General features: G+C 66.0%; 13 protein-coding genes. 4 read left to right on the forward strand and 9 right to left on the reverse strand.

All coding sequences use genetic code 11. From position 1 onward, the window contains the following. Positions 1 to 401: 401 nt before the first annotated feature. Positions 402 to 1148: a Crp/Fnr family transcriptional regulator gene (locus tag AC07RV_RS00275; protein WP_093345249.1), complete on the forward strand. Its 747-nt coding sequence runs from the start codon at positions 402 to 404 to the stop codon at positions 1146 to 1148. A 144-nt stretch (positions 1149 to 1292) separates the two neighbouring features. Further along, a complete protein-coding gene (locus tag AC07RV_RS00280; RefSeq protein ID WP_296783933.1) occupies positions 1293 to 2588 on the forward strand; it encodes a GGDEF domain-containing phosphodiesterase in 1296 nt (431 codons plus the stop codon). A gap of 188 nt (positions 2589 to 2776) precedes the next feature. Here AC07RV_RS00280 and AC07RV_RS00285 read toward each other — a convergent pair whose 3' ends face one another. Both AC07RV_RS00285 and AC07RV_RS00290 read right to left on the reverse strand, forming a co-directional pair. Next, positions 2777 to 3526 (reverse strand): SDR family NAD(P)-dependent oxidoreductase, encoded by a 750-nt coding sequence (locus AC07RV_RS00285; RefSeq protein ID WP_296783931.1) that lies wholly within the window; start codon positions 3524 to 3526, stop codon positions 2777 to 2779. Between the two features lie 127 nt (positions 3527 to 3653). Continuing rightward, positions 3654 to 4400: an SDR family NAD(P)-dependent oxidoreductase gene (locus tag AC07RV_RS00290; RefSeq protein WP_296783930.1), complete on the reverse strand. Its 747-nt coding sequence runs from the start codon at positions 4398 to 4400 to the stop codon at positions 3654 to 3656. A gap of 159 nt (positions 4401 to 4559) precedes the next feature. Here AC07RV_RS00290 and AC07RV_RS00295 point away from each other — a divergent pair, with 159 nt between their 5' ends. Further along, positions 4560 to 5468, forward strand: coding sequence for a LysR family transcriptional regulator (locus AC07RV_RS00295; protein ID WP_296783928.1), 909 nt, complete (start codon positions 4560 to 4562; stop codon positions 5466 to 5468). Positions 5469 to 5489: 21 nt separating this feature from the next. Here AC07RV_RS00295 and AC07RV_RS00300 read toward each other — a convergent pair whose 3' ends face one another. Continuing rightward, a complete protein-coding gene (locus tag AC07RV_RS00300) occupies positions 5490 to 6587 on the reverse strand; it encodes an alpha/beta hydrolase family protein (protein WP_296783925.1) in 1098 nt (365 codons plus the stop codon). Beyond that, the gene (locus AC07RV_RS00305) at positions 6584 to 7555 is read right to left on the reverse strand and encodes an SDR family oxidoreductase (protein WP_296783922.1); all 972 of its coding nucleotides are present in this window, start codon (positions 7553 to 7555) and stop codon (positions 6584 to 6586) included. The genes AC07RV_RS00300 and AC07RV_RS00305 overlap by 4 nt, the downstream gene beginning before the upstream one ends. Positions 7556 to 7639: 84 nt before the next feature. Here AC07RV_RS00305 and AC07RV_RS00310 point away from each other — a divergent pair, with 84 nt between their 5' ends. Continuing rightward, complete coding sequence (locus AC07RV_RS00310; protein ID WP_296783919.1) at positions 7640 to 8269, forward strand: TetR/AcrR family transcriptional regulator; 630 nt, start codon at positions 7640 to 7642, stop codon at positions 8267 to 8269. A gap of 125 nt (positions 8270 to 8394) precedes the next feature. On the opposite strand, the gene AC07RV_RS00315 is transcribed toward AC07RV_RS00310, so the two are convergent. From AC07RV_RS00315 to AC07RV_RS00335, 5 genes are read right to left on the reverse strand one after another with little or no spacing between them, the layout of a single operon-like run. Next, positions 8395 to 9825, reverse strand: coding sequence for an aldehyde dehydrogenase family protein (locus AC07RV_RS00315; RefSeq protein ID WP_296783915.1), 1431 nt, complete (start codon positions 9823 to 9825; stop codon positions 8395 to 8397). A gap of 22 nt (positions 9826 to 9847) precedes the next feature. Then, a complete protein-coding gene (locus AC07RV_RS00320; RefSeq protein WP_093345264.1) occupies positions 9848 to 10549 on the reverse strand; it encodes an ABC transporter ATP-binding protein in 702 nt (233 codons plus the stop codon). Then, the gene (locus AC07RV_RS00325) at positions 10536 to 11321 is read right to left on the reverse strand and encodes an ABC transporter ATP-binding protein (protein WP_208510471.1); all 786 of its coding nucleotides are present in this window, start codon (positions 11319 to 11321) and stop codon (positions 10536 to 10538) included. The genes AC07RV_RS00320 and AC07RV_RS00325 overlap by 14 nt, the downstream gene beginning before the upstream one ends. Further along, complete coding sequence (locus tag AC07RV_RS00330) at positions 11318 to 12268, reverse strand: branched-chain amino acid ABC transporter permease (RefSeq protein ID WP_296783909.1); 951 nt, start codon at positions 12266 to 12268, stop codon at positions 11318 to 11320. The genes AC07RV_RS00325 and AC07RV_RS00330 overlap by 4 nt, the downstream gene beginning before the upstream one ends. After that, positions 12265 to 13137, reverse strand: a complete 873-nt coding sequence (locus tag AC07RV_RS00335) for a branched-chain amino acid ABC transporter permease (RefSeq protein ID WP_093345272.1) — start codon at positions 13135 to 13137, stop codon at positions 12265 to 12267. Before AC07RV_RS00335 ends, AC07RV_RS00330 begins: the two co-directional genes overlap by 4 nt.

A 13137-nucleotide genomic window follows, 5' to 3' on the forward strand; every position in this document is an offset into this window, starting at 1 on the left:
CGGGGACTTTTGCTCAAACCGCTTCGGCGGTTTGAGCCTTTTGATTCGCCGGTTCTTCTCTTGACTCCCTGCATTCTCATCAGAGCCCATCACCTCGAAGTCGCGCGCAGCCGCTGCGCAGCCTCGATTTCGACGCGCTCGAACGCGGTGGATCTGGCGCACCGAGTGAAGGCATACGGCCCCGCCAACGACGGCTCGCCACGTGATGGCGCACGCGTTGTCCTGCCGACTTATCACTTTCAGCCTTTCACACAACTGCTGCAAAGAGAGAGAACAGCTTCAGTTTTTATCAACTTCATTTCATCAATCACGGAAAAGCCGGGACCCTGACGGCCAGCGATACAGGTCCCTCTTGGGGGGACGAGCTGGAGCACGAAGGAGGAGACCGCGTCCGTTCCAGCATGTATCTGCACCCACTTATTGCCACGCTGCCCGATAGCGAGCGTGCGTTGCTTGTTCAAAGCACCGAGTTCCGAAACTATCGCCGCAACGATGTCGTACTCGCCGTCGACGAGACATCCGAACATGTTTACTGCGTCGCCACTGGATTGCTGCGTGTCGTGGTACACGGCAGCGGTGGCGACAGCGAAGGCGTCACCACCGATTTCGTCAGCAAGGACGACTTCTTCTTCAGCCCCTCGTTGAAGGAAGACAGCTACGTGGCGCAGTCCACGTTGATCGCGGCGCTTCCTTCTTCCGTCTACCTCATCCCCATCCATGTGCTGCGGCGTCTTTGCACGCTTTTTCCGCAGGTCGCCGTGGGTCTCCTGGAGTCGGCCGTCAAGCGGGTCTCCATGGTGCATGGCCAGCTGCGGCGAATTTCTTCGCTCCCGCCGGTCGAGCTGGTCGGCCGGGTGCTCCATGAATTGACCCACCTGGCACCGGCCGGCCCCGGCGGCTACGACAAGCGGATCACGCAGGCCGTGATTGCTTCGTATGCCGGGCTCTCGCGCGAGGGGGTGAACAAGGCGATGCGCGAACTCGAGAACCGCGGCCTCGTCCGGCGCGACGACGAGGGCGTGCACGTACCTCCAGAGTTCGCTTCCACAGATTTCGGCGCCCTGGAACTCGAAGGCGACAACGAGGACGCATCGGACACCAAGCTGCAGAACCCTTCCGATAGGCACCGCTCACGTCGAGGCTCCTGACGCCATGGCACCGTTCCCCTTCACACCAAAGAGCGCGCCCACGAAGCGCGGAGGGGACACGCAATCACTACGAGAAAAACACAGGGATGGATGTCACGGATCGGATCTTCAGGATGGATGCCGTCGGTAATCAGAGAGGGAAAGATGAAGAGTGTCCAAGATCCGCTCACGGGCTTGCTCGCTCGTCAGAGCTTCGTCGATGCGGCGTCGCATTGGCTCGGATCGGAGAAGCGGCCGCGCCAGCGCCTGGTGATCTTCGAAGTCTTCGGCTTGTCGATCATCAACGAGACACAAGGTCTGGCATGGGGAGACAAGGTGCTGCAGGAGGTGGCTCGATGGCTGGCATCGAAGTTCGATCCGGCCCGGTGTGTGCTGGGCCGGTGGGCGGGCAACAAGTTCGTCGTGCTCTACGAGCCGCGCGGCGCCGAGGCCTTTCCCGGCGATATCCATCGCGCGAGCCTCGGGTCCCTCGGGCTTGGATCGAGTCTCGGCAGACAGGCGGACCTGACGCGCCTGCACATCGGGTTCTGCGACAGCGGTTCACGCCAGATCGATGAGCTCCTGACCTTCGCGAGCGAGGCGCTTCACGCGTCCGCGCGCTCGGTGGGGGCATGGGGCTATCGCTTCGATGAGGCGATGCATCGACGCCTCTTGCGCCGCCAGGACATCGAGAAGGATCTGGCCTGCGCCATCGAGGCACGGGAGATCGGGCTCTGGTATCAGCCGATCCTCTCGAGCGATGGAGCCAGCCTCCATAGCCTGGAAGCGCTGTTGCGCTGGCACCATCCGAGGCAGGGATGGACTTCACCCGAGGAGGTGGTTCACGCGGCCGCGGTCATGGGGATGGGCGAAACGCTGTTGCAGCACATCCTGCAGGAGGTCTGCCACGGCTTGCACGCGTTGGCGGATGCGGACCCCCGGTTCGAGAAGGTTCCCGTGGCCATGAACGTGTCGCCCCGTGAGATCGGAGATCTTCCTCTGAGCGACATCGTGTTGAGGACATTGCTGCGCGAGGGCATCGCCCCTCGGCATCTGAGGATCGAGATCACCGAGGAAAGCGCGCTGGACAGTCTGTCGTCTTCGGGGCAGCTCGAAGCGCTTGCGGCAGCCGGGATCGCCATCGCGGTGGATGACTTCGGCACCGGCTATTCGTCGCTGGCGATGCTGGGCGACAAGTACGTCAAGCAGATCAAGATCGATCGACTGCTGATATCGGAATTCCACCGGTCCGACAGGCGCATGCTGCTCGTGGATTCGATCATTCACCTCGGGAACGCACTGGGCATGGAGGTGGTGGGCGAGGGCGTGGAAACGCTCGAAGAACTCGAGCACCTGCGCTTGCTCGGTTGTTCGCTGGTGCAGGGCTACTACCTGGCGCGGCCGACGCCGCTCGAGACATTGATCGCCCAGGTTCGTCACGCAAGATTGGATGGAGGCTAGCCAGCACACCCCGATTGTTGGCAAGGCGCACTGGCGCAGCTCACGGATCCGCCTGCGGCCGCCGAGCTGCTGCTGTTGCTGGCTTGAATGCTGTTCGCCCCACCCGGATCGATCGGGACAGCGGAAGAGGCAAGCCTTTTTTCAGCCAGCAACATGCATGCGAGCGATGGAGGAATCGACAGTGCGGTTCAGAGCTTCGAGCCGCCGTCGACGTGCAAGGTGTGGCCGGAGACCCAGCGAGCCTCGTCGGACGCCAGGAACGCCACGGCATCGCCGATGTCCTCCGGCTGAGCCAGGCGCTTGAGTGCCTGCATGCCCAAGGTGGCGGCGCGCCCGGCATCCGTCCTGGTGAAGCTGGACATCTCGGTCTCGACCACGCCCGGTGCGACCGCGTTGACGCGAATGCCGCGCTCGCCGAGTGCCGTGGCGAAGTGCGTCACGAGCGTGTCGATGGCCCCCTTGCTCGCGGCATAGGCAGACAGGGTGCCGACCGAGGCGCGCGCAGCCAGCGAGGAAACCATCACGATGCTGCTGCCTTCGCACAGCGCCGGCAGCAATTGCTGCACCAGGAAGAACGGCGCGCGCACGTTCACCGCGAAGAGATGGTCGAAGTCCTCCACGGTCGTGTCCTCGATCGAGGCGGCCTTGGAGATGCCGGCGTTTGCCACCAGCACATCGAGGCGGCCGCCGATGATGTCGCGCACGCGCTGCGCCAAGTCGTGCGGTCCGGTGGGCGAGCGCAAGTCGGCTGCGACCTTCTCGGCCTTGCCCCCTGCACCGCGGATCTCGTCGACAACGGCGGTCGCTTCCTTCTCGCCGCTGCCGTAGTGAACCAGTACCTGGGCCCCGGCGCGAGCGAGGGCCAAAGCACTGGCTCGGCCGATACCGCGCGATGCGCCCGTGACCAGGGCGGTCTTGCCCGAAAGAGTGTTGTTCACGGCGTGCTCCTCAGATTGCAATGGCTTCGAACAGGAAGCGATGCGCGTCGGCGACGGCCTGGCTGCGCTCGCTGAGCGATGGACGGTTGGACATGATGGAACTCCTGCATGTGCGGTTCGTGGCGAGTCAGCCGGCGGTCTTGCCGCCGTCCACCGTGACGATCTGGCCCGTCACGAAGGCGGCCCCTTCCGAGGCCAGGAAGAGCACGGCGGCAGCGATCTCGTCCGGCTTGCCGACACGGCCCAGGGGCACGCCCGCGGCCAGGGCCGCCTTGTTCTCCGGCGTGCCTGTGAAGCGGTCCAGCATGCCGGTGTCGGTCGGGCCGGGAGCCACGGCGTTCACGCGCACGCCGGAGGCTGCAACTTCGAGCGCGGCCGACTTCGTCATCCCTTCGACGGCATGCTTGCTGCCTGCGTAGATCGAGGCGTAGGCAGCGCCTTCGTGGCCATAGGTCGAGGAGATGTTGACGATGCTTCCGCTGCCCTGCGCGGTCATCGCGCGCAGCTCGTGTTTCATGCTCAGCAGCGTGCCGAGCACATTGGTGTCGAAGGTCGCGGCGTAGCTCTGCGCCGTCTGATCGACGATCGGGCCAGGCTGGCCTTCGGTGCCGGCGTTGTTGATGGCGACGTCGAGGCGGCCGAAGCGGGCGACGGTCTGGTCCACCAATTGGCCGACCTCGGCATCGTTGCGCACGTCGGCTTCGATGAAGAAGGCCTGCGCACCCAGCGCATGGAGCTCGGCTTCGAGCGCCTTGCCTTGCGGCACGCGGCGTCCGGAGACGACCAGGCGGGCATGGGTGCGGGCGAATGCCAGGGCGGTGGCACGGCCGATGCCGGTGAAGGCACCGGTGATGAGGACAACGGGTTGGTTCATGATGAAAAATCCTATGGGCATGACAATGAAAGCATGGATGGCCCGACTGACCACTTCACCGTCGGTCGCGTCTCCATAGGGGAGAATCTAGGGATTCGGCGCAACTTTTAAAAAGACTTTGTGGGCTGGTAGGCATGCCTGTGAAGCATGGGGATGCACATGGAACTGCGACATTTGAGGTATTTCATCGCGGTCGCGGAGACGGGCAGCCTGACCGTCGCGGCCGAGCGGCGCCTGCATACCTCGCAGCCGTCGCTGAGTCGACAGATCCGCGACCTGGAAGACCAGGTCGGGGTGGCGTTGTTGCATCGAAGCGCCCGCGGGGTGGAGTTGACGGCGGCCGGCAAGGCGTTCATCGACCATGCGCGGCTGGCGCTGACCCAGGTCGACGCGGCTGTCGAAGCTGCTCGGCGGGCCGCGCTGCCTTCGAAGCAGCGCTTCGCACTGGGCTTTCTGACGGGGCAGGAGATGACCTGGTTGCCCCGAGCAATGCATCTGCTTCGAGACGAGTTGCCGAACATCGACGTGACGGTCTCCAGCGACTATTCCCCCGATCTGGCGGATGCCGTGGCACGCGGCAAGCTGGATCTGGCCTTTCTGCGCGCCGAGCCGGGCTTCGACCTGAGCTATCGAACCGTGGGCCGAGAGCCTTTGGTGGTCCTGATGCCCAGCGATCATGCGCTGACGGCTCGGGCCGCCGTCACGCCGCAGGACCTGGTCGGCAGTCCGTTCATCGGCATGGCCAACAAGGCGCGGGTGTTGCAGGCCGTGGTGGACGACTACCTGGTGCGCTCGGGCGTGAAGATCACGCCGACACAAGGCGTGGACAACCCCGCCATGGTGATGTCGCTGGTCGCCTCGACACGCGGCCTGGCCCTGATTCCCGACTATGTCGAGAACCTGCTGCCCTGGTCGGTCGTCAGCCGTCCACTGGCAGGCGAGGTGCCGACCATCGATCTTGTGGTGGGGTACAGCAAGTCCAATGCATCGCCGGCGCTTCAGCTGTTTGTTTCCAGGCTGGGAGAGTTGGTGGCGAGGGCGTCGGACAGGCCCGCCGCGGCATCGTGAGATCAGTTGGCGCTCGAAAGGCTATGCCGGGCGGCCTTGGGTCGAGTCCGGTGCGAGGTCCCGGAAGGCTGGGCTTGGATTCGTGCGGGCGCGCGTCATCCTGACGGTTTGTGCGCTGTCGGGCCTCGGGGCTCGCGCCAAGATGGACTGCCAGGTCGTTTGCCACCGTGCGAGCGCCGTGCCGTCGTGCTCGAAGATCAGGTCGAAGAATGCCAGTGCGAGATCCGCGGTAGCGACCTTGACCTTGGGGTTGAGCGATGGACCGCCGGTCAGCGAACGATCGGTGAACATGCTATGGGAACCGCCCTGGAACACGGCCAGCAGCTTGTGGGGATTGGGGATTGCATCGAAGACGGCCAGTCGGTCGTCCACGCCTGAGCGGTAGCCCGGGATCTCGATCACGTCCTCGGTCGCCGTCACATGGATGGTGGGAATCGACACCTTGCCCAGCACTGCCGCCAGATCGGGTTCGCCATAGAACGGCGGCGCAGAGATGACGACTGCCGCCGAGAAGCGGGAATCGAGGCAGTCGAGCGTCAGGCCGTTCCTCACGATCTGCGCGCCGATCGTGAGGAGCGTCGTGTTCGCGCCGTAGGAATGGCCCGCCGCCACAAGGCGCTGGCGGTTCACCGCAGCGCCAAGACGGCCAGTTTCGTCGGAGAGCATTCGGTCGAGCGCGAAGCGCACATCGGCGGCACGCGCGATGGCCTCCTTTTCCTGAGCCGCAGCCTGCAAGCGGCCCACCACGCCGAACGGGTTGCCCCGCCAAAGCTGCGCATCGCTGCCGACATGCTGGACATGCAGACTGGCGACACCACGGGTCGACCAGTGTTTTCCGAGATAGCTGTAGCCTTGCCGCGAACCGCCGATTCCGTGCGAGAACACCACCAACGGCACCGACACTTCGGACGTCGCAACCGTCGGCCAGTACAGGCGCGCCGGCACCGGGCGGGATCGCGCCTGGTCGACCCAGTCGAAATCCATCACCCGATAGGGCGGCTCGGTGGGTTGCGCTGTCGCTTTCGTCGGCCCTGAGGCCAGCGCAGCCCACAGCAACACGGCATTGACTTGCCGCCGGCTCAGATTCATCTGCATGTCTTGGGTGCTGCGGTGTTTCATGCGCGCGGGGGCTGGATGACGTCGAGCGGTTCCGCGGACCTCCGACCATCGCGGGTGGGAAACACCGCACCGGTGAGCGCCTCCGACTCCAGCCACAGCTTCGCGGCGACGTTCTGGTCCAGTGCCTGAGGCGGGATCCTGGCCAGGACCGGATAGCCGCGCGTTTCGCCGAGCTTGTCCGGGCCGTAGTAGGCGCCGCCTCGAGCCTGCGGCGAGGTCGCGGCGAAGAGGGTGGGCAACGCGCCTTGCGCGGCCGGCTGGAACAGGAACCACATATAGCGGCGAGCGATGCCCGCGGCGCTCCATGCGCCCGCGCCGTTGGGCAACAGATCGGTGCGCGAAACGCCTGGGTGGGCAGGGATGCTCTGAATGCCCCAGCCCCCGGCATCGCTGCGGCGTTGCAACTCGAGGGCGAACATCAGGCACGCGAGTTTCGATTGACCGTAGACCGGCATCGGCCTGTAGCCGTATCGAGCCTGCAGGTCATCGAAGTTGATCGCGCCGCTTCGGGCGGCAACACTCGACAGGCTGACCACGCGCGGTTGGTTGCCTTTGCTTAGCAAGGGGAGGAGCCTGGCGGTCAAGGCAAAGTGGCCCAGGTAGTTCGTGCCGAACTGCATCTCGAATCCGTCGGCAGTCGCCAGGCGTTTGGGCGGTGCCATCACCGCCGCGTTGTTGATCAGCAGGTCCAACTGGTCGTGCGAACTCCGGAGGCTCTCGGCAAAAGCCTCGATGGAATCAAGGCTCGCGAGATCCAGCGCCCCGAAAACCACTTTCGCGCCCGGAACGCTTTGGCGAATGAGGTCGACTGCTGCCGCCCCTTTCGTCGGGTTGCGACCTGCAATGACGACGTTCGCACCTGCACGGGCCAACGCGAGCGCGTCCTGGAACCCAAGGCCGCCGGTGCCGGTGACGACCGCGGTGCGGCCGCGCTGGGAAGGAATGTCGGAAGCTGTCCAGTGGGCCATGTCTTAGCTGGGGAAGAGGGGGACGGTAGAATCAATGCATATAAAACAGCACTGAGTGCATAATTTAATGCACTTCGTGCAGCTATGCAAGAGGCCATCGAAATGCCAGGAAATCCCTCGCCCGCGGGCACGGTGCCCACAGAGGGCCTGCGGGAACGCAAGCGCCGTGAGACACGTCAGCGCATCGCCGAGGTCGGCCAGCGCCTGTTCCTCGCCAACGGTTACGAAAGCACCACTCTGGATGCCATTGCGGCGGAAGCCGGTATTTCGCGCCGGACTTTCTTTTCGTACTTCAAGTCGAAGGACGAGATCATCGTGTTCTGGCAGCAGACCGGATCGGCCAGTCTGTATGCCGATCTGCTGAAGACATCGCCCGATGTGCCGCCGCTCGATGCGGTCCGCGATGTCATGGTGAAGCACATCTCGCTCTACACGACCGAGCAGATGACGGCGCTCGACAATCTCATGCGATCGAGCGAAGCGCTTCTTGCGCGCAAGCAGACGCACTACGTGGAGCAGGAGCAGGCGCTCTTCAGCACGCTGTGCGAAGTCTGGCGGCAGCCCGAGCGCCGTACGTCGCTTCGGATGGTGGCCATGGTGTCCACCGGTGCGATGAGATTGGCGCTTCAGGCCTGGAGAGACCAGACCGGCCCGCGAAAGCCGGTGGCCAGGTTTCTGCGGGAGGCCTTCGACAGCCTGCGAACGGAGCTTTGACGGCGCACCTCGAGGCAGGCCGCCAATGGCTTCTTCAGGCTCGAGCCCGCCCGATTGGTTGAAGGCTCGCGTTGCTCGAAGTGCCGAGCATGCCGCGCGATGCCAAGGCCGGGGTGCGCGCCCCGTTACTTCGGAATGCTGATCACCTGTGGCTGCGTGACCGCCTTGAGGCCCTCGGCACCGAATTCCACGCCCCAACCCGAGCCCTTGACGCCGCCGAAGGGCACCATCGGATGGATCGCGCCGTGCTGGTTGATCCACACGGTGCCGGCCTGCAGCCGCACGGCAACCGCACGCGCCTGCGCTACGTCGGAAGACCACACGGAGGCGCCGAGTCCTACGTCGAGCCGGTTCGCGCTCGCGATCGCATCCTCGAGCTCGCGGTACTTGATGATGGGAAGCACGGGGCCGAACTGCTCTTCGTCCACCAGCGCGGCGCCATCGGCCAGGCCGGTCACGAGCGTGAGCGGATAGAAGTTGCCGGCGCCTTCGCGCGGCTGACCGCCGCAGACGATCTCGCCACCATCGCGGCGCGATGCCTCCACCAGCCGGCTCACCTTGTCGAACTGCATCCGGTTCTGCACCGGCCCCATGACCACGCCGGCACCGAAGCCGTCGCCCATCGGCACCGTGGTTGCGATCTTCCTGAGTTCGTCCACCACCGCGTCGTGCAATGACTCCGGCACGTACAGGCGCTTGATGGCCGCGCAGGTCTGTCCCATGTTGATGAAGGCGCCCCAGAACAGGCCCATGGCAATGGCGGCCGGGTCCGCGTCGGCCAGCACGATGGCCGCGTCGTTGCCGCCCAGTTCCATGGTCGTCGGCGTCAGATGACGCGCCGCGATCGCCGTGATCTTGGCGCCGGTCGAACCCGAGCCCGTGAACATGATCTTGTCGATCTGCGGGTTGTCGACCAGTGCGGCACCGACTTCTCCTGGACCGCTGACGCTGTTGAGCACGCCCGGCGGCAGGTGCTCGGCCATGATCCGCACCATCTCGAGCGTGCCGATGCTCGTGTACTCGGAAGGCTTGATGACCACCGTGTTGCCGGCCCGCAGCGCCGGCACGATCTGCCAGATGGCGATCAGCAACGGCCAGTTCCACGGCGCGATGGCGGCGATCACGCCGTAGGGCTTGCGGTGCACTTCGTAGCGCCGGCCATCGTCTTCGAACACGGTCTCCACCGGCAGCTCGAGGCTGGCGGGCACCCGGGTCCAGGCCTCGCAACCGGCCAGCTCGAACAGCGCGCCGGGCACCTGGTCCGGCCCCAGGCCGCCGAGCGGCTTGCCCTGTTCGCGCGTGACCCATTCGGCGAGGTAGGTCGCGTTGCGCTTCAGGGCGTCGGCCACGTGCTCGAGGTGTTCGCGTCGCTTGCCATCGGGCAACGCGGCCCACGCCGGCTGGGCCGCCTTCGCGGAAGCGATCGCCTGCGCGATCTGCGCCGGCTCGGAATGCGGCACCAGCCCGATCGCCTCGCCGTTGGCGGGGTTCTTCGATTCGAAGCTCCGGGCGGAGGGGACGGCGCGGCCGTCGACGGTGTTCGTGAAGGATTTCAATGGTTGCTCCGGTGAATGTTTTTCAGACGCCCAGGTAGGCGTTGCGAACCGCCGGGTCCGCGAGCAGCGCGCGGCCGGTGCCGCTGTGCACGATGCGGCCGGTCTCGAGCACGTAGCCGCGGTCGGCCACGGTCAGTGCGGCGGCGGCGTTCTGCTCGACCACGAGGATGGTCACGCCCTGTGCGCGCAGTCGCACCAGCACCTCGAAGATCTGGTCGATCAGCAGGGGCGCGAGGCCGAGCGAAGGCTCGTCCAGCAGCAGCAGCTTGGGCCGGCTCATGAGCGCGCGGCCGATGGCCAGCATCTGCTGCTGGCCCCCCGAGAGATCGGAGGCCACGCGGCGGCGCATCTCGCCGAGCACCGGAAACATGGCATAGACCATGTCGGTGTCTGCCGCGATCTCGGCGTCCTTGCGCCGGTAGGCACCCAGGCGCAGGTTGTCGGCCACCGAGAGGGGCTTGAACACCTGCCGACCTTCGGGCGCATGGCCCAGCCCCATGCCGACGCGACGGTGCGGGCTCATCGCGTCGAGCTTCGCGCCTTCGAGCCAGACACTGCCACCGAGCTGCGAGTGCAGGCCCGAGATGGTGTGCATCAAGGTGGTCTTTCCCGCGCCGTTGGCGCCGAGCAGCGCCACGATCTCGCCGGCGTGCACCTCGAGCGTCACGTCCTTGAGCACCGACACCCGCCCGTAGGCGGTACACAGGCCTTCAACCCTCAGCATGGGCCAGCTCCTTTGCGTGACTACCGAGATAGGCCGCGATCACATCCGGGTTCTCGCGCACCTCTTGCGGCGTACCCTGGGCCAGGATGCGGCCCTGGTTCAGCACCAGCACCTGGTGGGAGAGCCGCATCACCATCTTCATGTCGTGCTCGATGAGAACCACCGACACCTCGCCCGCGATGCCGCGCAGCATGTGCTCGATCTCCTCGGTCTCGACGGCATTGCAACCGGCCGCCGGCTCGTCGAGCAGCAGCACCTTGGGCTCGCTGGCCAGTGCGCGCGCGATCTCGAGGCGCTTGAGCACGCCGTAGGAGAGGCTGCCGGCCACCGCGTTCGCATGGGCCGCGAGGCCGGTGCGCTCCAGCGCCGCCATGGCGCGCTCGCGGCTTTGCCGGTTCTGCCGGCCCACCGAGGGAAGGCGCAGCAGATCCTCGAGCAACGTGGTGCTTTCCCAGCGAGCGCGACCGACCATGACGTTGTCGAGCGCGGTCTGTTGCGCAAACACCTGCAGGTTCTGGAAGGTGCGCGACATGCCCTTGCGGGCCAGCCTGAACGGCGGCAGGCCGCTCACGTCCTCGCCGCCCATGCGTACGCTGCCCGAGCGCGGCGTGTAGAGGCCGGACACCATGTTGAAGAGCGTGGTCTTGCCCGCGCCGTTCGGTCCGATGATCGACAGGATCTCGCCCGTCGGCGCATCGAAGGAGACACCGTCCACCGCGACCACGCCGCCGAAGGCGATGCCCAGGTCCCTGACTTCGAGTGCCGCGCTCATTTGCTGGCCCTCCGCAGCAGTTGGCCCAGCGTGGGCACGATGCCCTGGCGCAGGAAGATCATCGACAGCATGATGATCAGCCCGACCGCGATGTCCTGGTAGTCATGGAAGGATGCGAGCAATTGCGGCAGCAGGGTCAGCAGTGCCGCGCCGACCAGCGCGCCGAAAGGCGTCGCGGCGCCGCCGATCACCACCATCGCGACGAACTCCACCGAGGTCATGAAGCCCGCGAGGTCCGGCGTGATGAAGCCGTTCATGAGTGCCAGCGTGCTGCCGGCCACCGCCGCATAGACCGATGCGATCACGAAGGCTTGGAGCTTGCGCCGCGCGACGTCCACGCCCATGCTGGCGGCCGCCACCTCGCTGTCGAGGATCGCGCGCAGGGCGCGGCCGGTCGGACTGTCGCGCAGCACCATCGCGACGGCGACGCCCGCGATCATCAACGCGGCGCTGATCCAGTACCAGGTGCTCGGCGATTCGAGCGCGAAGCCGGCGATGCCGAGGCGCTTCACGTCCATGCCGTCGGGGCCGCCGGTGAGTGCGACCTCGCTGGTGATCACCAGCCCGATCAGCAGCGAGAAGCCCAGCGTCGCGATGGCGAGGTAGTGGCCCTTGAGCCGCAGGATCGGCTTGCCGACCAGGTAGGCGATCAGTCCCGCCAGGACGATGCCGCCGGCCGCCGCCACCACCACCGGCACGCCGTAGCGCGCCGGCAGCACGGCGCTGGCATAGGCGCCGATGCCGAAGAAGCCCGCATGGCCCAGGCTGATCTGCCCGGCCATGCCCATGAGGATGTGCAGGCCGACGGCGGCCAGCCCCATGATCCACACCAGTGCCGCGATGCGCATCACGTAGCTGGAGCCCGCCACGACGGGCAGCAGCGCCACGATCAGCACCAGCAGTGCCAGGGCGCGCCAGCCTGCGTTGGAACCTTGAAGTGCTTTCATACGCGGTCCACCAGTTTGCTGCCGAGCAGGCCGTTGGGCATCACCAGCAGCATCAGGATCAGCGCGACGAAGGCAACGCCGTCCTTGTAGACGGAGGTCACGTAACCGGCCGCGCCGGCTTCGAGCAGGCCCAGCAGCAACCCGCCGAGCACCGCACCCACCGGATTGCCGAGGCCGCCGAAGATCGCGGCCGAGAAGCCCTTGAGCGCCAGCAGCGCACCGATGTCGTAGCGCGTCAGCGTCACGGGCGTGACCAGGATGCCGGCGATGGCACCAAGCGCGGCCGACAGGCCGAAGGCGAGCACCAGCACGAAGGAGATGTTGATGCCCACCAGGCGCGCCGCCAGCCGGTTGGCCGCGCTCGCGCGCAGGGCCTTGCCGGTGAGGGTCTTGTCGAGGAAGAGCCAGAGCGCGAGAAACATCACGATCGCGCTGCCCAGCACCCAGAGGCTCTGCGGCAGCACGCTCGCGCCGCCGACCGCGATCGGCGTGTTGCCCGAGAAGGGCGCCAGGTTGTGGAACTGCTTGTCGAACAGGAGCCCGGCCACGCCGCGGATGAAGATCGATGCGCCCAGCGTGATGATGATGAGCGTCACGGGCGAGGCATCGCGGGCGCGCTCGATGGCGAGCTTCTGCAGCAGGATGCCGACGATGACCGCAACGGCCACCGCCGAGGCGGCCGCCAGCCATACCGGCAGCCCCATGGCGATCAGGAACACCGTGGTCATGCCACCCAGCATGACGAACTCGCCCTGCGCGAAATTGACCACGTCCGAGGCGGCGTAGATCAGCGTGAAGCCGATCGCCACCACCGCGTAGACGGCGCCGACCGTGAGCCCGGAGAAGACGAACTGGAGAAACTGCGACAT

The organism is Variovorax sp. GW821-FHT09B01, from assembly GCF_059418345.1.

Coding starts and splice junctions, on each gene's coding strand:
- AC07RV_RS00300 (WP_296783925.1), bottom strand. CDS start 6,587: ATGAAACACCGCAGCACCCAAGACATGCAGATGAATCTGAGCCGGCGG.
- AC07RV_RS00280 (WP_296783933.1), top strand. CDS start 1,293: ATGAAGAGTGTCCAAGATCCGCTCACGGGCTTGCTCGCTCGTCAGAGC.
- AC07RV_RS00310 (WP_296783919.1), top strand. CDS start 7,640: ATGCAAGAGGCCATCGAAATGCCAGGAAATCCCTCGCCCGCGGGCACG.
- AC07RV_RS00325 (WP_208510471.1), bottom strand. CDS start 11,321: ATGAGCGCGGCACTCGAAGTCAGGGACCTGGGCATCGCCTTCGGCGGC.
- AC07RV_RS00335 (WP_093345272.1), bottom strand. CDS start 13,137: ATGTCGCAGTTTCTCCAGTTCGTCTTCTCCGGGCTCACGGTCGGCGCC.
- AC07RV_RS00320 (WP_093345264.1), bottom strand. CDS start 10,549: ATGCTGAGGGTTGAAGGCCTGTGTACCGCCTACGGGCGGGTGTCGGTG.
- AC07RV_RS00330 (WP_296783909.1), bottom strand. CDS start 12,268: ATGAAAGCACTTCAAGGTTCCAACGCAGGCTGGCGCGCCCTGGCACTG.
- AC07RV_RS00290 (WP_296783930.1), bottom strand. CDS start 4,400: ATGAACCAACCCGTTGTCCTCATCACCGGTGCCTTCACCGGCATCGGC.
- AC07RV_RS00295 (WP_296783928.1), top strand. CDS start 4,560: ATGGAACTGCGACATTTGAGGTATTTCATCGCGGTCGCGGAGACGGGC.
- AC07RV_RS00305 (WP_296783922.1), bottom strand. CDS start 7,555: ATGGCCCACTGGACAGCTTCCGACATTCCTTCCCAGCGCGGCCGCACC.
- AC07RV_RS00275 (WP_093345249.1), top strand. CDS start 402: ATGTATCTGCACCCACTTATTGCCACGCTGCCCGATAGCGAGCGTGCG.